General features: G+C 49.7%; 18 protein-coding genes. 14 read left to right on the forward strand and 4 right to left on the reverse strand.

Annotated features, from left to right (window positions below):
- Nucleotides 1-126: 126 nt before the first annotated feature.
- Nucleotides 127-771 carry a methyltransferase domain-containing protein gene (locus QU597_RS09385; RefSeq protein WP_310832399.1) on the reverse strand — a complete coding sequence of 215 codons (645 nt, stop codon included), beginning with the start codon at nt 769-771 and terminating at the stop codon, nt 127-129.
- Nucleotides 772-943: 172 nt separating this feature from the next.
- On the opposite strand from QU597_RS09385, the gene QU597_RS09390 reads away from it, so the two are divergent.
- Both QU597_RS09390 and QU597_RS09395 read left to right on the forward strand, forming a co-directional pair.
- The gene (locus QU597_RS09390; protein WP_310832400.1) at nt 944-2,536 is read left to right on the forward strand and encodes an amidohydrolase; all 1,593 of its coding nucleotides are present in this window, start codon (nt 944-946) and stop codon (nt 2,534-2,536) included.
- Nucleotides 2,537-2,663: 127 nt separating this feature from the next.
- The gene (locus QU597_RS09395) at nt 2,664-3,557 is read left to right on the forward strand and encodes a DUF8580 domain-containing lipoprotein (protein ID WP_310832402.1); all 894 of its coding nucleotides are present in this window, start codon (nt 2,664-2,666) and stop codon (nt 3,555-3,557) included.
- 81 nt (nt 3,558-3,638) lie between these two features.
- Here QU597_RS09395 and QU597_RS09400 read toward each other — a convergent pair whose 3' ends face one another.
- Complete coding sequence (locus QU597_RS09400) at nt 3,639-4,100, reverse strand: hypothetical protein (protein ID WP_310832403.1); 462 nt, start codon at nt 4,098-4,100, stop codon at nt 3,639-3,641.
- A 169-nt stretch (nt 4,101-4,269) separates the two neighbouring features.
- On the opposite strand from QU597_RS09400, the gene QU597_RS09405 reads away from it, so the two are divergent.
- The gene (locus QU597_RS09405) at nt 4,270-4,647 is read left to right on the forward strand and encodes a DUF423 domain-containing protein (protein WP_310832404.1); all 378 of its coding nucleotides are present in this window, start codon (nt 4,270-4,272) and stop codon (nt 4,645-4,647) included.
- 85 nt (nt 4,648-4,732) lie between these two features.
- On the opposite strand, the gene QU597_RS09410 is transcribed toward QU597_RS09405, so the two are convergent.
- Complete coding sequence (locus QU597_RS09410) at nt 4,733-5,239, reverse strand: hypothetical protein (protein ID WP_310832405.1); 507 nt, start codon at nt 5,237-5,239, stop codon at nt 4,733-4,735.
- A gap of 202 nt (nt 5,240-5,441) precedes the next feature.
- Between QU597_RS09410 and QU597_RS09415 the strand changes: the two genes are divergently transcribed.
- The 11 genes from QU597_RS09415 to QU597_RS09465 all read left to right on the forward strand — a co-directional run bounded on the left by QU597_RS09415 (nt 5,442) and on the right by QU597_RS09465 (nt 18,063).
- Complete coding sequence (locus QU597_RS09415) at nt 5,442-5,744, forward strand: YunC family protein (RefSeq protein ID WP_236333614.1); 303 nt, start codon at nt 5,442-5,444, stop codon at nt 5,742-5,744.
- Nucleotides 5,745-6,006: 262 nt separating this feature from the next.
- A complete protein-coding gene (locus QU597_RS09420) occupies nt 6,007-6,468 on the forward strand; it encodes a Dps family protein (protein WP_310832406.1) in 462 nt (153 codons plus the stop codon).
- 201 nt (nt 6,469-6,669) lie between these two features.
- Entirely contained in the window at nt 6,670-7,242 is a 573-nt protein-coding gene (locus tag QU597_RS09425; RefSeq protein ID WP_310832407.1) for a DUF1802 family protein, read from the forward strand.
- A 232-nt stretch (nt 7,243-7,474) separates the two neighbouring features.
- Nucleotides 7,475-8,257 (forward strand): Fe-S cluster assembly ATPase SufC, encoded by a 783-nt coding sequence (sufC, locus tag QU597_RS09430; RefSeq protein ID WP_054939760.1) that lies wholly within the window; start codon nt 7,475-7,477, stop codon nt 8,255-8,257.
- Nucleotides 8,258-8,286: 29 nt separating this feature from the next.
- Nucleotides 8,287-9,588 (forward strand): Fe-S cluster assembly protein SufD, encoded by a 1,302-nt coding sequence (sufD, locus tag QU597_RS09435; protein ID WP_310832408.1) that lies wholly within the window; start codon nt 8,287-8,289, stop codon nt 9,586-9,588.
- The gene (locus QU597_RS09440; protein ID WP_310832409.1) at nt 9,585-10,811 is read left to right on the forward strand and encodes a cysteine desulfurase; all 1,227 of its coding nucleotides are present in this window, start codon (nt 9,585-9,587) and stop codon (nt 10,809-10,811) included. Before sufD ends, QU597_RS09440 begins: the two co-directional genes overlap by 4 nt.
- Nucleotides 10,798-11,235, forward strand: coding sequence for a Fe-S cluster assembly sulfur transfer protein SufU (sufU, locus tag QU597_RS09445; protein ID WP_310832410.1), 438 nt, complete (start codon nt 10,798-10,800; stop codon nt 11,233-11,235). Before QU597_RS09440 ends, sufU begins: the two co-directional genes overlap by 14 nt.
- A 19-nt stretch (nt 11,236-11,254) precedes the next feature.
- Nucleotides 11,255-12,652 carry a Fe-S cluster assembly protein SufB gene (gene sufB, locus QU597_RS09450; protein WP_236333605.1) on the forward strand — a complete coding sequence of 466 codons (1,398 nt, stop codon included), beginning with the start codon at nt 11,255-11,257 and terminating at the stop codon, nt 12,650-12,652.
- Between the two features lie 240 nt (nt 12,653-12,892).
- On the forward strand, nt 12,893-13,708 hold the full coding sequence (locus QU597_RS09455) for a DUF2935 domain-containing protein (protein WP_310832411.1): 816 nt from the start codon (nt 12,893-12,895) through the stop codon (nt 13,706-13,708).
- A 721-nt stretch (nt 13,709-14,429) separates the two neighbouring features.
- Nucleotides 14,430-16,205: an ABC transporter ATP-binding protein gene (locus QU597_RS09460; protein WP_310832412.1), complete on the forward strand. Its 1,776-nt coding sequence runs from the start codon at nt 14,430-14,432 to the stop codon at nt 16,203-16,205.
- Nucleotides 16,195-18,063, forward strand: a complete 1,869-nt coding sequence (locus QU597_RS09465) for an ABC transporter ATP-binding protein (RefSeq protein ID WP_310832413.1) — start codon at nt 16,195-16,197, stop codon at nt 18,061-18,063. Before QU597_RS09460 ends, QU597_RS09465 begins: the two co-directional genes overlap by 11 nt.
- Before the next feature lie 75 nt (nt 18,064-18,138).
- Here the strand turns inward: QU597_RS09465 and QU597_RS09470 are convergent, their stop codons facing one another.
- Nucleotides 18,139-18,387 carry a DUF7667 family protein gene (locus QU597_RS09470; protein WP_310832414.1) on the reverse strand — a complete coding sequence of 83 codons (249 nt, stop codon included), beginning with the start codon at nt 18,385-18,387 and terminating at the stop codon, nt 18,139-18,141.
- Nucleotides 18,388-18,477: the final 90 nt, after the last annotated feature.

Consider the following 18,477-nt stretch of genomic DNA (forward strand, 5'->3'; position numbering starts at 1 on the left):
TGCTGGGACGATGTGCCATCATTCATGTGATATATTAGCCTATGAAGGGCTGCGGCCTAATTTGTTTGTCCAGTTGCAGATTTTAATAAATAATAGCAAGTTTTTCCGGTAAAGGGGCGCTTACCTCTAGTAATAATCCTGCCTGAACTTGGCGAGTCGTCTGCGTTCCAGCAGCTGGTGCGGCTCAGGATATTGAATCCTGCTCATCGCTTCCAGCTCTGCCTGGGAAATATCTTTCTTAATTACAGTGAAATGATACATAATTTCATGCACTACATTCGCTTGAAGGGTCTTAAGCACGTCGAGCTCTTCTGTTTCGTATAGTGACTGGTCAAACGGATACTGATAGAATAGCTCCATCCGGAGCAGTCTGTAATCAAACGGCGGGGGCGGCACCGGATAGTCGGGAACCACCGGAGAGAGCGGGCTGCACGAAGGCTGAAAAAAGCTCGCAGTAAGATAGCGGGGCGTATATTCGTCGAACTTCTGCTTAAAAAAAGGATTAGAGCTATGGGAATAACTGTGCGCATAAGGAGCGAGGATACAGACTACAGCTTTATGAGTGCTGATCCGGTAAATTTCCGCCATTACTGCTATTAAATCATTCACATACGGCAGCACACGGCTGGCCATGACGAATTCGGCGGTGTTGTCCGGCAGCGGTATTTCTTCATTAATATCACAGACAATATCCACTCCGGGGTAAGCAACCCGGTCGATTCCCAGGTAACCTGATTCTTTGCTGGAACCGCAGCCGATATCGATTCTCAAGGAAACCACTCCTTCGGAGGATAAAATAAGGCTTATCACCATTGTATTAGTTTAGCGGGTACCTGCTTCCGGTAGATGCCTATATAGATTGAACTTGTGAGTTTTCTATTTTAGCTGTGCAGCATTCATATCAACCATTAAGGACACTTCAATATAAAGGAGCAGAGTACTTATGACGTTAACCTTGTTCAAAAATGGAAATCTGTCAGCCATCGGACGCCCGGAAGAGGATGCTGTACTTGTGGAGAATGGCATTATTACAGCGATAGGAAAAAGCAAGGAGCTGTCCTTGCAGCTGTCCGGGCGTGAATATGCGGTCACCGATTGGGACGGGGGGCATGTTCTGCCTGGTCTGGTTGATGCCCATGTGCATTTGGGGATGCACGGCATGAAGCTGGACATGCTGGACTTTACCGGCATGACCTCCAAAGAAGAGATGCTGCAGGCCATCGCGAAGCGGGCGAAGCTTACGCCTCCAGGCGAGTGGATTCTCGGCCTGAACTGGAACGAGAATGAGTTCCAGCCTGCTGCTGCACCGCATATGTCCGAACTCGACGCGGTAACAGAGCAGCATCCAGTGTTCCTGACCCGGACCTGCTTCCACGCCTTTCTCGGCAATAGTGAGGCTTTCCGGCGGGCCGGAGTTACCGCCTCAACTCCGGACTTTGCCTCCGGAGCTTATGGCCGTGACAGTGAAGGGAAGCTGACCGGCTGGATATACGAGGATGCCGTTCAGCCGTTTAATGCCGTGCAGCCCGCTCCGGATTATGCCGCCTTGAAAAAGGCAGTCCGCAGTGGAATTAATGATGCGCTCTCTCTGGGTCTGACCGCTGTGCATACCGAGGATTTACGGCTGCTGGGCAGCGTGGAAACAATGCTGCGGATCCACCGCGAGCTGAGGGAAGAAGGGCTGTTCTTCCGCACGCATCAGCTGCTGTACTACCCCTTCCTGCAGGAGGTAGAGAAGCTGGGGCTTGCTGCCGGCAGCGGAGACAAATGGCTGCGGCTCGGAGCAGTTAAGCTGTTCGCCGACGGAGCCATCGGAGGGCGGACTGCCCTGCTGGAGCAGCCTTACAGCGATGCACCTGAGACCTCCGGCATCGCAATCCATACTCAGGAGGGTCTGAATGAAATCGTCAGAGCAGCCCGCAGGCTTTCCTATCCTGTAGCTGTTCATGCCATCGGGGACGCCGCGGCCCGGATGACACTTGAGGCGATGGAGCATGTCCGTCTGCCGCTGGATGCGGCCCTTCCGGACCGGTTCATTCACGCGCAGGTGTTGAATCACAGTCTGGTGGAGCAGATGCGCAGCCTGCGGCTGATCGCCGATATCCAGCCGCGTTTTGTGGCTAGCGACTTCCCCTGGGTGCTGGACCGGGTAGGCCCGGCCAGAACAGAATATCTCTATGCCTGGGCGAAGCTATTGCAGGCCGGAATTACCTGCGCCGGGGGAAGTGATGCGCCGATCGAGCCGCTGAGCCCGTTTTTGGGCATGCATGCCGCAGTCACGCGCAGTAAGCCGGGAGAGCGGCATGCGGGCTATCTGCCGGAGGAAAAGCTGAGTCTTGGGCAGGCGCTCCGACTGTTCACGGAAGGCAGTGCTGCTGCTGCCGGAGAAGAACGGGAACGGGGCCGGATAACAACCGGCTATCATGCGGATTTTACGGTACTAGACCGGGGGATCATGACGGATGCCGATGAGCTGCTGCGTGCGAAGGTGCGGATGACGGTTGTCAACGGTATAGCAGCTTACAGTGCGGATTAACAGCGGTAACCAGGTTCTGCGGACGTGTTAGGTGAAGAGGGCCCAAGTTTATGCAACCCTGACAACGGGTTAAACGTTAATAAGGGTAGAGATTACGATATCCTGCAAATCTGAGGAGGCCGTCAACATGAGATCACAACGTTCCTTACCGGCAGTCGCGGCAGTGGCTGTACTAATGCTGGCGATAACGGCATGCGGAGGCAAAAGTCCTGTTGAAGCACCCGGAGAACCCACGGCTACCGCTTCTCCGCCTGTGGCGGAGAGTACCACTGCACCGTCAACCAGCCCGGCCGCTACTGCAGAAGCACAGACGGTTCAGAGCACGGGCACTTATGTCGGTCAGATTGACAATCATTCTGTAGAAATAGAGACCGAAGAAGGCCCTACTGCTTTTGAGCTGGGGGTAGGCACCGAGAATGCGCCTAAGAAGCTTGAGATGAATGATCCTGTCATTATCGAATATGTGGAAAAAGCAGTGGAAGGTGACCCTTCTGTTGTACAGCGGGTACTTTCCAAGCTGGATAAGGCGCCTGACTCCGAAGAAGAAGCCCTATCTGGATCCTTGCCCGAAACCAAAGTGATCAAGCTTACGCTTGAAGGGATGGAGGAAGAGAAAACGGCCCGCCTTGCCGAAGGTGAAGGGTATTCACTATATATATTTGATATATTCACCTTCGACAAATCCAGTAATAAGCTGGCGATGAAAGTAGACCCCGGCTACTATGCTGAAATTACCAGGCTGCCTGCCGATTTTAATCTGGATGCTTTGGCTGAGGAAGGCCGTGAAGAGCTTTCGGCTACCGGAGAAGTCACCGCACTCAGCCAAGATGAGCGGGATCAGCGGATGTCCGGGCTAAGACTATACCTGACTGCAATGGGCTCCGGTCTCACCCGCCAATATATTGTGAAGGAGATTGACGGGCAGGGCTACATCATCAAGCTGAATATTCCCCAGCGGGAAGCCTCTGAAGGCTTCGGTCCGCATGTCTATGCATCGCTGGAATCGATCGTCAACCGCTAATGTAGCAGCAAAAAGGCCGTTCCCAACAATCCGGGAACGGCCCTTTTACTGTAAGTCCAAATGCTGATGACATCAGAAATATTATGCGCCGGCATTTACCAGTATGGTAGCGATCAGTAGCATGAACAGCAGGAGGATCGCTCCATTAATGATCGTACCGATAATAGCAAATACCTTCCGGCGCCGGCGGAGCGTCAGCCCGATAATGCCGATGACAGCACCGATTACATTCACGGCCGCGAGAATCAGTACGGTTAGCCCCAGGAACATAATGGTTTCGGAAGAATCAGCGATCACATCGTTGCTGTTGCTAAGGATGTCAGAGGCTTGCATGCCTACGAATACGAAGGAAACCGCATAGCCGACCAATGTAACCAAGGCGATGACAAAAGAGGCGATACCTGGTCCCGAATGCCTGAAATCACGTTTGTTTTCCTGAAATACATATTCTGGTTCAATATTCGCCGGCGCTCTATGTCCGGATAAAGATGGGTCCGCCGGATCTTCCGGCAGCTCTGATCTTGGTGGTGGATTATAATCCATGCATTGCACTCCTCGTGAATGGGGTTGAATGATTACTCCTTCCACTTTTTCACAAGACAGCAGTAAATGCAAGAGTAATGATGAAAATTATGAAAGGGTCTGAGCTGGAATTCAACGCTGCTGATAAGTTAAGATAAGGAGAGCTTAAGGATAAGGAGTTGTAACTGCGATGCAACGAAGATTTATGGCTTGGGGGGCATTGCTGGCGATGCTGTCAGTGATGATCGGCGCCTTCGGGGCGCATATGCTGAAGTCAGTGATCAGTGAGGACCATTTGCAGGTGTATGAGACCGGAGTTCATTATCACATGGTGCATGCGCTTGGCCTGATTCTGATCGCTCTGGTTGCAGGACAATGGGGTGAAAGTGCCCGTCTGCGCTGGGCAGGCCGGCTGCTGATTGCAGGAATAGTGTTGTTCTCTGGCAGCCTGTATGTATTAAGTATTACTGGCATCAGTATCCTGGGAGCCATTACCCCTTTGGGTGGTGTATGCTTTATTGCCGGCTGGATTTGTTTGGCCTGGGAAGCTTTTTCCCGCAAAAGCTGATTCTGGTATCATAATTAAAAAACAAGCACCTGCCCGCTGTATGATTCCCGGGAGGTGCTTGTTTGCATTACTGAGAAGAAGGCCCTTACACAAATTCATCAATTTCATTAAGGTTGAAGGTATAGACTTGCTTCTCATCCACATGATAGACACTTATTGTGTAGGCGGCATCATCAAAATTCAGAATCCGGCAGGGCATAGACATCTGCTTGCCTGGACTGTTCGTCCGGAGGCGGACTAATTGGTTGTTCTTAATATATTGCCGGATTTTTGCAAAGGCATCGGCTGGAATTTCAGGTGCCGACTTGGAGGCGCTGCGCTTATCTGTTTGCTCGTTCGCCGGCTTTACTGGCAATTTAATGGGGATTGGCTGTGCAGACTCTTGTTTAAGGGCCATTTTTGCCGAACGGAGAAGTGTATCTATCGTTCTCCCCAGTTCAAGACCCGAGTTAATGTTGAAATCTGTAACTTTGTCGCTATTATTCAACACTTCCAGTAAAAATTGCAGTGCAAGCGGGTTGGTACGGGCATTAATCAAGATGTCGACGTTAAACAAATAATTACCGTCCGTGTTTTGTAGTTTCTTGTCCATATATCCCCCAGCTTTGTCGTTAAATCGATTGATAAATCAAATAAACTATACCACTAAACAGGCAATAATCATATACCCGATTGCCGGAAATAAGGACTAACGGCTCCGGTATTTGTAAGCGGATAGGCTCATTCGTCCACACGCGTATCAGGTTAGACGCATACACATACAACGTGCATATGAAAAAAGGAGGAGCTGCAAATTGGTTACGATAGAGCCTGTTCAGGTAGGCGGTCATACTCTGGTGGGTGTCGAGGTAAAACTGCCTAAAACAACTCTGCTTACTGTCAGCACAAGCCGGGGATATATCATGTGCGGAGCACTCGACGTGGGCCTGCTTAATGAAACACTAAGCGACCGGAAGATCATTGCAGCAAGGGCAGTAGGCGTGCGTACCTTAGCGCAATTGCTTGCCGCTCCGCTGGAATCTGTTACTATAGAAGCGGAGAATCTGGGTATTGTGCCAGGGATGACTGGTGCGGAAGCACTGCTTCTCATGCTCTGAGTAACACTCAAAGAGCTGTAACAGTCATGAGGGGCCGCCATGGCCCCTCATGTTCAACAGGCTACAAAAAAAGAGCATAAGGCCGCGATACATGGTCATCCTACGAGTAGGTGAAGCCTGCAGTTGTGCCGCAGCCTGCTGAGGAAGGACAGCTTATCTTTGTTTCGTCCTTCATCCGGAAGGGTAAAATGAATATAGACAACTGCAGCCGGAAGATGGACATGCTTGCCGGCAAAAATTATGGATAAGGATGGGATCACTAATGGCTAAAGCATCTAACAAGGTCAATACCGCTTCACTGGAACAAGTACTTAACCGACAAGTAGCGAACTTGAACATACTGTACGTCAAAATTCATAATTATCACTGGTATGTAAAAGGAGAGCAATTTTTCTCCCTGCACGTGAAGTTTGAAGAGCTGTATGATGATGTTACCCTCAAAATGGACGAGGTGGCTGAACGCCTGCTTAGCATCAAGGGCAGTCCGGCAGCGACGATGAAAGAATATCTGGAAATCGCTACAATTCAGGAGGCAACCGGTAAGGAAGATACCCGGGGCATGGTACAGACCCTGATTGAGGATTTTGCGACGGTAGCTGAGGAATTGACGGAGGGCATTGAGCTTGCCGAACAGGTCAGCGATCAGCCGACCGCCGATTTATTCATCAAGATCCGCACCGATCTCGAAAAAAATCAATGGATGCTGCGTTCTTTCCTGGGCTGAGAAGCGTAAAGTACTTTTAAGGACAAATGGAATAGAGCCTCCCGTGTGGAGGCTTTATTTTTTTGCAGCTACGGGGCACAATTGAATAAATGTTTCGTGTACATATGTGACTCATGCAATTTGTAGACAGCTGCAGCAAGTTATATAATTCTTAATAAACTTCCTGTTTGTCATCCCGAGGATTGAAAGGAGAGGTCGCCGTTGAATATTAACCCGGTAGCTCTGAAGGAGTGGGCTTCTGCCGTACAAGCTTTAACCGAAGGACAGCAAATCATGCTGCTGCGCAAGGGGGGCATTGAAGAAGAAACGAGGCGTTTTGAGCTGAAAAGCCCTTCGTTCTACCTTTATCCCACCTATGAGCATCAGCGTACCGAAATGCTCAAGGAGCAGTTTCGCCATCTGGTTGGCCAGACTTTGGCCGATGAAGCGGCAAGCACCGAGACCGTTCCATTACGCGCATATGCTGAAGCTGCAGCGGATTTGGAAGTCCATGATCTGGAACAGCTGAAGCGGCTGTATCCTTTCCATATCTGGAGTGAAGATCTGGCCGCTGAAAGACTGCGCTGGAAAGCCAAGGAGCCGCTGCATGTCCTGCTGCTTCGCGTGTACGTCCCGGATACACCGGTTACGATTCAAGTGCTCCCGGAATATTCAGGCTGCCGGTCCTGGATTGAGCTTACGAATGCTTCAGGTTCGCGGCAATGGCGGCCAGTCCTAAGTGATGATGCATTTGACAGCAGGAGAGCTGAGATCGTATCCGCTTTGAAGGAATAACTTCCTTATAATAAGTGTTAAAAGATGGATGAAGGGTTTGAAAATTGAAAAGCAACAATTGTAAAAACAAATGCTTTGTAATAAAATTAGTGAGAATCATTGATAATCACTCGGATTCTGTTTATAATTATTACAATGTGATATAAAATCTAATTGTGCTGGCAATCAGGGACATCCTGTGACAATACAACTTTCTGATTTCGCAAATTGATGAGTGGAGGGAATATTAATTATGGCAGCAGATTTTGTCATTGAGGGACTGAAAGCGACGATTGAAGGAAAAGAGATTCTGAAAGGGATCAATCTTCAGATGAAGGGTGGAGAAATCCATGCCATCATGGGACCGAACGGTACCGGTAAAAGTACACTGGCTTCGGCATTGATGGGTCATCCGAAGTATGAGGTTACAGCTGGTACGGCTGTCCTTGAAGGAGAAGACCTGCTGGAGATGGCGGTGGATGAACGTGCGCGTGCCGGTCTGTTCCTGGCGATGCAGTATCCAAGCGAAATCTCCGGGGTAACTAACTCTGACTTCCTGCGCAGTGCAATTAATTCCCGCCGCGAAGAGGGCAGTGAAATTTCCCTGATCCGCTTCATCCGTCAGATGGAAGCAAAAATGAAAGAACTGGAAATGAATCCTGAATTCCTGCACCGCTATCTGAATGAAGGTTTCTCCGGCGGTGAGAAGAAACGTAATGAAATTCTCCAAATGATGATGCTGGACCCTAAAATCGTCATCCTTGACGAAATTGACTCCGGCCTTGATATCGATGCGCTCAAAATCGTTGCCGAAGGCGTGAACTCCATGAGAAGCCCGGAACGCGGCTTCCTGGTTATTACCCACTATCAGCGTCTGCTGAACTATATCAAACCCGATTTCGTACATGTCATGATGCAGGGACGTATTGTGAAATCCGGCGGACCGGAACTGGCTGAACGACTGGAAGCCGAAGGTTACGAGTGGGTTAAGGAAGAGCTTGGCATTGAAGATGAAACTGTAGGACAGGAAGCATAAATAAGACGCCAGGAAGGAGGAAACCACTTATGACGACGCAAACCATTCTTCCGGTGGATGCCCAGCGGCTTAGCGAATTATCGCAGAGCAGCGGCGAGCCGGGCTGGCTGAAGGACAGCCGCCTGCAGGCGCTGGAGCTGGCAGCTGAGCTGGAATTGCCGAAGCTGGAGAAGACACGGATTGACCGCTGGAATGTGAATAATTACGGGAGCTACAAAGCAAGCAAGCCGCTGGCACTGCTTAGCGAAGCTCCTGCTTCCATTACGGCCCTAATCAAGGACCAGGAAGAAGGCAGCCTGATTATTCAGCAGAATTCAGGTGTTATCTATACCCGTCTGGCACCTGAGCTTGCTGCTCAGGGAGTGATCTTTACCGATTTGCAGACAGCGGTCAAAGAACATGGCGATCTTGTGCAGCGTTATCTGCATAAGGCTGTATTGCCTAATGAGCATTCGATTGCGGCGCTGCATGCGGCACTTTGGAACGGAGGAGTCTTCCTCTATGTTCCTAAGAATGTTGTAATTGAAACTCCGATGCAGGCTGTATTGCTCACTGATGATGCAGAAGCTGCTTTTGTTCCGCATATTCTCGTAGTTGCCGACACCAACAGTTCTGTAACTTATGTAGACAACTATGTGTCGGACAAAGCTGAAGCAGGTCTGCACAACGGAGCCGTTGAAGTTTTCGTGGGTGCGGGCGCCAAAGTCCGTTACGCTACAGTGCATCAGCTGGGCGTAGACACAACGGATGTCACTTACCGCCGTGCGGTTGTAGAGAATGACGGTACCATTGAATGGATTGTCGGCGAGATGAACTATGGCGATACAGCAAGTGATACCAAGTCAGTGCTCAAAGGCAACGGTTCAAGCTCTGATGCCAAGGTTATTGCTGTCGGTTCGGGCTCACAGAAACTGAACTATACAACACAAGCCCAGCATTTTGGCAAAAATACACCTAGTGACATGATCACCCGTGCAGTAATGCGGGATGCCGCCACTTCGATCATTAACGGAATTACGAAGATTGAGAAAGGCGCAACGAGAGCCGATGGACAGCAGACGGAAAAAGTACTGATGCTGAGCCCGAAAGCCCGCGGGGACGCCAATCCGATCCTGCTTATAGACGAAGACGATGTAACAGCAGGCCATGCCGCTTCCGTAGGACAGGTCAATTACGAGCAGGTGTATTACCTGATGTCCCGCGGAATTTCACGGCATGACGCAGAAACACTGATCATATACGGCTTCCTGGCACCTGTAGTGTCGCAAATTCCACTGGAGGGACTGCGCAATCAGCTCCAATCTCTTGTGGAAAGGAAGTTAGGCCAATGATCAGCAGCAATATCCGGGAACAATTTCCCATTCTGAATCAGAATATCAACGGACATCCGCTCGTTTATCTGGACAGTGCAGCTACTTCACAGAAGCCGCTCCAGGTCATCGAGGCGGTGAAATCCTATTATGAATGGGATAATGCCAACGTCCATCGCGGTGTCCATACACTAGGCAGCCGGGCGACAGATGCTTATGAAGGTGCACGCGAGAAGGTGGCAAAGTTCATTCATGCCCGCAGTACCAAAGAGATTATCTTCACACGCGGGACTACTACGGCGTTGAATATTGTAGCTTCCTCCTACGGCCCTGCCGCAGTGGGTGAAGGCGACGAAATCGTCATTACCCAGATGGAGCATCACAGCAACTTTATTCCATGGCAGCAGCTGGCTAAGAAGACAGGGGCAACCCTGAAATTTATACCGCTGCAGAAGGACGGAACCGTTACGCTGGAAGATGCCGAGAACACAATCACGGATAAGACCAAGATTGTGGCGATCGCTTATGTATCCAATGTAATGGGAGTTACTAATCCGGTAAAAGAGCTTGCCGCGATTGCCCACCGCCATGGCGCGGTAATCGTTGTTGACGGGGCGCAGAGCACTCCGCATATGAAGGTGGATGTGCAGGAGCTGGATTGTGACTTCTATGCTTTCTCCGGCCATAAGATGCTGGCTCCTACCGGTATTGGTGCTTTGTACGGCAAAAAAGCTTTGCTTGAAGCGATGGAGCCGGTGGAGTTTGGCGGGGAAATGATCGATGATGTCGGCCTGTATGAATCTACCTGGAAAGAGCTCCCTTGGAAGTTTGAAGGCGGCACACCGATTATTGCCGGGGCTGTCGGACTCGGGGCAGCTATTGATTTCCTGCAGGACATCGGCCTGGATAACATTCACCGTCATGAAATGCAGCTTGCGGCATATGCGGAGCAGCGGCTATCGGAGATCAGCGATCTGACGATCTATGGTCCCCGGAACCGTCAAGTGGGTGTAGTGACATTCAACCTGGGTGATGTTCATCCGCATGATGTGGCTACGGTACTAGATGCCGAAGGTATCGCTGTCCGTGCCGGACACCACTGCTGCCAGCCGCTGATGCGCTGGCTTCAGGTCAGCTCAACCGCCCGGGCCAGCTTTTACCTCTACAATACCGAACAGGATGTAGATGCACTGGTTCAAGCTTTAATCAAGGCAAAGGAGTATTTCGCCTATGAACTTGGATGACTTGTATAGACGCGTAATTATGGATCATTATAAAAATCCCCGGAACCGCGGTTCATTTGAGGATGACGCACTAAAAATCGAACTGAACAACCCTACCTGCGGCGACCGTATTACGCTGCAGCTCAAAGTGGAGGACGGTATCGTCAAGGATGCCCGCTATAGCGGAGAAGGCTGTTCCATCAGCATGTCGTCCGCTTCCATGATGACCGAAGCGGTCAAAGGGCAGACTATAGACCATGCGCTTGAACTTGCCGACCGTTTCTCTTCTCTGATGAAGGGTGAAGAAGCAGATTTCGGAGATTATGAAGATATAGAAGCCCTTTCCGGTGTTAATAAATTTCCGGCGCGGATCAAATGTGCCACCCTGGCATGGAACGCGCTACGCAAAGGCATAGAAGTCGAAGAAGATCACCAACACCATTAGAAATAAGGAGGCTGATACCATGGCTAAGAAAGCGCCTGATATGGAGGAATACCAGTACGGATTCCGTGATGAGCACAAGTCGATATTTCAGTCTGGTAAAGGACTCACGGAAGAAATTGTACGGGAAATCTCCGCAATTAAAAATGAGCCGGAATGGATGCTGAATTTTCGTCTGAAATCTTTGGAGCAGTTCCGCAAGATGCCGATGCCTCAATGGGGCGGCGACTTGAATGATCTCGATTTCGAAGACATCCAATACTATGTAAGACCTTCCGAGAAGCAAGGAAAGACCTGGGAGGAAGTTCCTTCCGAAATCAAGGAAACCTTCGATAAGCTCGGAATTCCCGAAGCGGAGCAGAAGTTCCTCGCGGGTGTCTCTGCTCAGTATGAATCAGAGGTTGTATATCACAGCATGCAGAAGAACCTTGAGGATCAAGGAGTAATCTTCACGGATACCGACACTGCACTGCGTGAGCATCCTGAACTGTTCAAGAAATTCTTCGGAACGATTATTCCTCCGGCCGATAATAAATTTGCCGCACTGAACAGCGCCGTATGGTCAGGCGGAAGCTTCATCTATGTTCCAAAAGGCGTGAAATGTGAAGTGCCTCTGCAGGCCTACTTCCGCATCAACTCCGAGAACATGGGACAGTTCGAGCGTACGCTGATTCTTGCAGACGAAGACAGCTTCGTGCATTATGTAGAGGGCTGTACGGCTCCAATCTACAGCACGAACTCCCTGCACAGCGCGGTCGTTGAAATTCTCTGTATGAAGAACGCACGTGTTCGTTATACGACCATACAGAACTGGGCTCCGAACATCTACAACCTGGTAACCAAACGCGCTGTTGCCGAAGAGAATGCCACCATGGAATGGGTGGACGGCAACATCGGATCCAAGCTGACCATGAAGTATCCTGCGGTTGTCCTTAAAGGCCGCGGAGCCAAAGGTTCGGTCTTGTCGATCGCGGTTGCAGGCAAAGGCCAGCACCAGGATGCAGGCGCCAAGATGATTCACCTGGCACCGGACACAACATCAACCATCGTATCCAAATCGATCAGTAAACACGGCGGCAAGGTAACTTACCGCGGTCTGGCCTCCTTCGGCCGTCAGGCGGAAGGTGCGAAATCGAACATTAAGTGCGATACGCTCATTCTGGATAACCAGTCCACTTCGGATACCATTCCGTACAACGAAATCATGAACGACAACATTGTGCTTGAGCATGAGGCTACGGTGTCGAAGGTTTCCGAGGAACAGCTCTTCTACCTGATGAGCCGCGGCCTTACAGAAGCTGAAGCCACTCAAATGATCGTTATGGGCTTCATCGAACCGTTCACCAAAGAGCTGCCGATGGAATATGCGGTGGAAATGAACCGTCTCATCAAGTTCGAGATGGAAGGCAGTATCGGTTAACCTTTTCTGAGGAATCTTGCAAATACGTATCCGTTAGTGTCTTGAGACTCTTATGTCTAAGACAAACGGATACGTATTTTTTATTTGCGCAGGCATTTGATGGACGTCAGATATGCTGGAAAAGCAGAGCTTTTCCAGGCCCCATTTCGCATATAAATTGAAATCAGCCAGTGTTCTAATCGACAAAGAACTCCCATATGCCTAAAAGTAGTTGGTTTTTTCTACGAGGGAGGGATAAGATTGGATGCTTTTGTTACCCGGTCGTTAGATGAAATACGGTTTTGGTCCAGGATCATGAAGGAGCATTCGCTTTTTCTTGGGTTAGGGTTCAGAGCTGAGGATACGCAATTAAAAAAAGAGGCAAACCAGTTCTATGCTATTTTTGAGGATATTGAGCGAAGAGCTCACGAATTTCAAAGCGATGCAGACCCTTTTACAATTCAAGCTTTTAATACAGAAGTTCGGGTGGCGGCGACTAATATCTGGGCGTTTAAGAGAATGGTGCTGGGTCTAATATTGCAGTGTAAACTTCCCGGTCAAACAAACTTCCCCTTATTGGTAGATCATGTAAGCCGGGAAGCTAATTATTTCAGAAACCGTTTGGAAGAACTCAATGCAGGAAAACTCGAGCCATTGCCCGATGCTATTATCGACGAAAACGTATTTTTCTTAAAGATCATGGCCGATCATGCGAAATTTATTGGTCATTTGCTTGATCCGTCAGAACGGAAATTGGTTGAACAGGCACGGGAATTTAGTAATGATTTTGATACACTGGTGTTTCAGGCGGTTGATTTAAGTCATATGCGTCCACAATCTCAAACCGTCCCGCTTCTAAGTCAATTTGTTGATGAGAACCGGGTCTCTGTAAAATCATTGCGTGACTTCAAGAAAACTGCACGAGACTTAATCGAGGAATGCCGGATAAAAAGTATTATTCATCCTTTGTTGGCTGATCACGTATTTCGTGAAGCTGAACGGTTCCTCTTTATTCTCGATATGTTTGACCAGTCTTTATCGGGCGTGAAGGTGAATAAGCGCGAAATCATCCATTAAATTCTCAGTGGAGCATAGGAAGGGTGAAGAACGGGCTGAAAAGGCTCGTTTTTTTATGTTGTTGTTATTGGATAACCACCTGGAAGCTTACACTCCAAACTTTAAGCCTTTTAAGGTTTTGCCCTCGCCTGGCCCCCAGGATGCAAACGGGCAGTTAGCCAAACCTGTGGTATCCACGACGTTAACTGACGTTGCTGAAGCCATTCTACTCGGATCCAAACGAATATTGCCGAGGAAATAACGGGGTGCAACCATTGAGGGATAAGAATATTCTTGGAGTTAGCTTCAGTAATGGAATTATTATACATATAATCCTGTTTAACTGTGGGTTGCAGACGGTAAAATCGTGTTGAATCTTGTCTTTACTTAATTGAACAGTATTTGAGAGGAAATGGGAGCAATTAAAGATACGGCCGTCATTTTGCAGCAGGTTAAGCCTCATTTAATCGGAAAAAAGACGGAAAACGGCCATTTCTCCCCTTTGCCGCATTAAAACATGGGTGATAAACTGCTTAAAGTCCCTAAATTGGAAGCGCTAAAAAACATGGCTTGCGATGTGAGATTTACATCGCAAGCCAAATGTATCTTACGGAGCAGGCGCCGCTTCGCAGGAACAAGTCGTAAAGCCAAGTTTATGCTTACGAAGCAAGCTTTACTTCGTAAAGCCAAGTTTATGCTTACGAAGCAAGCTTTACTTCGTAAAGCTTTAAGGAGGAGAGATATGGATGTTCTCAGGCAACTGCGGGGCTTTTATCGGGAGAAGCTGCACTATTTAATTCTTTCGATTCTATGCTTGGCTGCCGCAACTGCAGTGGGGCTTATAACCCCCAATTTGTTAAGAAGGTTGATCGACGATGTAATAGTTCCCCTAAAGTTTACTGAGGTACCCGTATTGGCCCTCACTGTAGTCGCTGTAGTAATCGTGAAAGCCTGCCTGCAGTTTGCACACGGTTTTTTTGGAGGCCGGCTTGGTAATTTTCTGGCTTACAGGCTGCGTAATGCCTGCTATGAGAAGCTGCAATTCCTGTCTTTCCGTTATTATGATACTGCTAAGACAGGTGACCTTATGTCCCGGCTGACCGGGGATCTGGAAGCGATCCGTAACTTTATCGGCTTCGGCTTCGCCCAATTGCTGAACGTATTTTTCATGGTGCTGTTCGGCTCGATTATGATGTTCACGATCAATTGGCAGCTCACGCTTGTCACTCTGATCACTATGCCGTTTCTGGCTGCGGTAGCACTCAGATTCGAATCGAAGATTCACCCGGCCTTTCAGGAGATGCGGCTCGCCCTAAGCTCTTTGACCACGGCTGTTCAGGAGAATATTACCGGTGTAAGGACCGTCAAATCATTTGCCAGAGAGGCTTATGAAGTTGAAAAATTCTCGCACCGTAATGAACGTTATAAGGATAACCAGATTTTTGCCGCCGGGCTGTGGAGCAAGTTTTTCCCGGTTATGGAGCTGCTGGCCTCGGTCAGTATCGCCATTTTGCTCGGAGTCGGCGGGACACTAGTCATCAACAATCATATGTCGCTGGGGGAGCTGGTAGCCTTCTTCAGTCTGATCTGGTACATCATTGGACCGGTCTGGGGGCTTGGCTTCCATATCAATAACTATACGCAATCCAAAGCCTCGGGAGAACGGGTTCTTGAAGTGCTTAACCAGCGGATTGATGTGCAGGATAAAGAGAATGCCCGGACGCTCGAATCCTCGGAGGTCAAGGGAGAAGTCGTATTCGATCATGTAACCTTCGCGTATGGCAACAAGATGCCTGCGGTCAAGGATATTCATTTTGAAGCGAAACCCGGTGCGGTGATCGGTTTCCTCGGGGGAACCGGCTCCGGCAAATCGACGATTATCCAGCTGATGATGCGTGCTTATGATGTGAATGAAGGAAGTATAACCCTGGATGGTGTAGATATCCGGGAGTACAACGTGCGCAGTCTTCGTTCACAGATCTCCACGGTGTTCCAGGAGACATTCCTGTTCTCCTCGTCAATCCGCAATAATATTTCCTATGGCCTCAAAAATGTGAGCATGGAAGAAATTATCCGCGCCGCTGAGCTTGCTAAAGCTCATGATTTCATTATGGAGATGCCGGACGGGTACGATACGGTAGTCGGTGAACGGGGGATGGGGCTCTCAGGAGGCCAGAAGCAGCGGATTGCTATCGCCAGAGCACTGCTTAAGAATCCGCGGATTCTTATTCTGGATGATGCGACGAGTGCCGTTGATATGGAAACAGAGCATGAGATTCAGGCCGGCTTCCAGGAGGTTATGCGCGGGCGTACAACGCTGATAATTGCCCACCGGATTTCCTCGCTGCGCCATGCCGACCAGATTATTGTAATGGATCAAGGCCGGATGGTTCAGAAGGGGACGCATTCCGAGCTGATCGAAATTCCCGGCCCTTATCAGGATGTCTACCGGATTCAATATGCCGATTATCTGGCCAGAACCGCCGAAAGAGGGGAGGGGACCCAGCATGGAGCTTGAAAAGCTTGAAGCCAAACAGGCAATAGCTGCCGCCGCAAAGGGAAATAAGAATGCTGAGCAGACGCTTGGAGAACGTTTTGTGTACAAAGATGATGATCAGATTGATAAGTCGTTTGACTGGAAACAGTTCACCCGGCTGTTCGGGTACATGAAGCCTTATGCGAAGCAGATGCTTCCCCTTGTCGCCGTACTGATGATTCTGGGCACCGTGACGAAGCTGACGGTTCCTTTTCTAACGAGTATGGCCATTGATAAGGCAATCGCTCCGAAGGACGGAAATCCCAGCCTTACCCTTCTGTATACACTGACGGCAAGCGTCATTGTGCTGTACTTGATCCAGTGGATCGCCGGGGTTTACCGGATTAAGTATACGAATGTAATTGGACAACGGGTGATTTACGATTTGCGCTCCGATCTCTTCCGGCATATCCAGAAGCTCTCGTTTAACTTTTTTGATAAACGGCCGGCTGGATCAGTGCTGGTGCGGGTGACGAATGACATCAACTCCCTGCAGGATCTGTTTACGAACGGGGTCGTCAATCTGATGATTGACTGCGTCCAGCTTGTCGGCATCATGGTAATTCTTCTGCTGATCAACTGGAAGCTGGGGCTGGCTGTAATGATTACAGTGCCGGTTATGTTCTTTGTCTCCACGAAGCTCCGGCAGAAGATCCGGATTGCCTGGCAGGATGTGCGGATGAAGAACTCGCGGATCAACTCTCATCTGAACGAATCGATTCAGGGCATCAGAGTTACACAGGCATATACGCAGGAGCGGGAAAACATGCAGTATTTTGACGCCATGAATATGGACAGCCGCAAATCCTGGAACAAGGCCTCAGCGATGAACCAGGCGTTTGGCCCGATTATTGAGGTCACAGGCGGGTTCGGTACGATGATCCTGTTCTGGTATGGTGCCTATCTCATTCAGTCCGGAGAACTTACTGTCGGGTTCCTGGTTGCGTTCAGTACGTATGTGAGCAATTTCTGGGACCCGATCAACCGGCTGGGCCAGATGTATAACCAGCTGCTTGTAGCAATGGCTTCCTCAGAGCGGATATTTGAGTACCTTGATGAGCAGCCAGCGGTTCAGGACAAGCCGGATGCGAAGCCATTGCCGAAGATTCAGGGCGACATTAACTTCAACAAAGTCGTGTTTGAATATGAAAAAGGCCGGGCCGCACTAAAAGGCATCTCCCTTGACGTTAAGGCTGGCCAGTCGATTGCCCTAGTAGGACATACCGGCTCGGGTAAAAGTACAATCATTAACCTCATCGGGCGCTTCTACGATATTAAGAGCGGCAGTCTTACGATTGACGGCAGAGATGTCCGTGATGTCACGCTGCAAAGTCTGCGTGAGCAGATTGGTATCGTGCTCCAGGATACATTTATTTTCTCAGGAACGATCCGTGATAATATCCGCTTTGGCCGGCTGGACGCAACAGATGCGGAAGTCGAAGAGGTCGCCAAAGCAGTCGATGCGCATGACTTTATCATGAAGCTGCCCGGCGGCTACGAAACCGAGGTAGAGGAACGGGGAAGCGCCTTATCTATGGGACAACGCCAGCTGCTTTCCTTTGCCCGGGCGCTCTTGGCCGATCCGCGGATTCTGATCCTGGATGAAGCAACGGCAAGTATTGATACAGAGACAGAGATCAAGATCCAGGAGGCGCTAAAAATCCTTTTGCAGGGTCGGACCTCCTTCATTGTAGCCCACAGGCTATCGACCATCCGCCATGCCGACAAAATTGTTGTGCTGGATCATGGGGAAATCAAGGAAGAAGGTAATCACGCCGAGCTTACCGCGCGTGACGGGATTTACAACGGACTGATAGAGGCGCAGTTCCGCTTCTTGTAAGAGCCAAAGCAGCAGCCGTTCCCCTGGAGCCAGGGAATAAGCTGCTGCTTTTCAATGTGGGAATTCAGCTGTACGCTATTTGTGTCCTTTACCGGCTTTGCCGTTCATTCTCACTTCAAACAGCTGCGCACTGATCACCTGCTGCCACTCGGTATCCTCCGTCTGGGCAGCCAGCAGTGCTTCGTTGTTCAGCCGCCCCATTTCCCAGCAGTAAACCGCGTTAGCATGCAGGCAATGCTGCTGCTCTGTAAGTTCGGCTGCTGACAGCGGACGTCTGCGGCTTATCGTATATAGCTCTGCCAAGCGCTGATGAACCGGTAGCATCGCTCTGCCCCCTCTTTGTGTGATGAATGATTCCCTTATCAGCCTCGCCAGAGATTTCGGCATTCAAACGCTGCATTTTAAAAGATTACA

Origin of the sequence: Paenibacillus pedocola, assembly GCF_031599675.1 — a bacterium.
In the GTDB taxonomy this organism is placed as follows: Bacteria; Bacillota; Bacilli; order Paenibacillales; family Paenibacillaceae; genus Paenibacillus_AQ; species Paenibacillus_AQ pedocola.

Coding starts and splice junctions, on each gene's coding strand:
- QU597_RS09405 (WP_310832404.1), top strand. CDS start 4,270: ATGCAACGAAGATTTATGGCTTGGGGGGCATTGCTGGCGATGCTGTCA.
- QU597_RS09410 (WP_310832405.1), bottom strand. CDS start 5,239: ATGGACAAGAAACTACAAAACACGGACGGTAATTATTTGTTTAACGTC.
- sufD (WP_310832408.1), top strand. CDS start 8,287: ATGACGACGCAAACCATTCTTCCGGTGGATGCCCAGCGGCTTAGCGAA.
- sufB (WP_236333605.1), top strand. CDS start 11,255: ATGGCTAAGAAAGCGCCTGATATGGAGGAATACCAGTACGGATTCCGT.
- QU597_RS09395 (WP_310832402.1), top strand. CDS start 2,664: ATGAGATCACAACGTTCCTTACCGGCAGTCGCGGCAGTGGCTGTACTA.
- QU597_RS09420 (WP_310832406.1), top strand. CDS start 6,007: ATGGCTAAAGCATCTAACAAGGTCAATACCGCTTCACTGGAACAAGTA.
- QU597_RS09400 (WP_310832403.1), bottom strand. CDS start 4,100: ATGGATTATAATCCACCACCAAGATCAGAGCTGCCGGAAGATCCGGCG.
- QU597_RS09390 (WP_310832400.1), top strand. CDS start 944: ATGACGTTAACCTTGTTCAAAAATGGAAATCTGTCAGCCATCGGACGC.
- QU597_RS09440 (WP_310832409.1), top strand. CDS start 9,585: ATGATCAGCAGCAATATCCGGGAACAATTTCCCATTCTGAATCAGAAT.
- QU597_RS09460 (WP_310832412.1), top strand. CDS start 14,430: ATGGATGTTCTCAGGCAACTGCGGGGCTTTTATCGGGAGAAGCTGCAC.
- QU597_RS09470 (WP_310832414.1), bottom strand. CDS start 18,387: ATGCTACCGGTTCATCAGCGCTTGGCAGAGCTATATACGATAAGCCGC.
- QU597_RS09465 (WP_310832413.1), top strand. CDS start 16,195: ATGGAGCTTGAAAAGCTTGAAGCCAAACAGGCAATAGCTGCCGCCGCA.
- sufC (WP_054939760.1), top strand. CDS start 7,475: ATGGCAGCAGATTTTGTCATTGAGGGACTGAAAGCGACGATTGAAGGA.
- sufU (WP_310832410.1), top strand. CDS start 10,798: ATGAACTTGGATGACTTGTATAGACGCGTAATTATGGATCATTATAAA.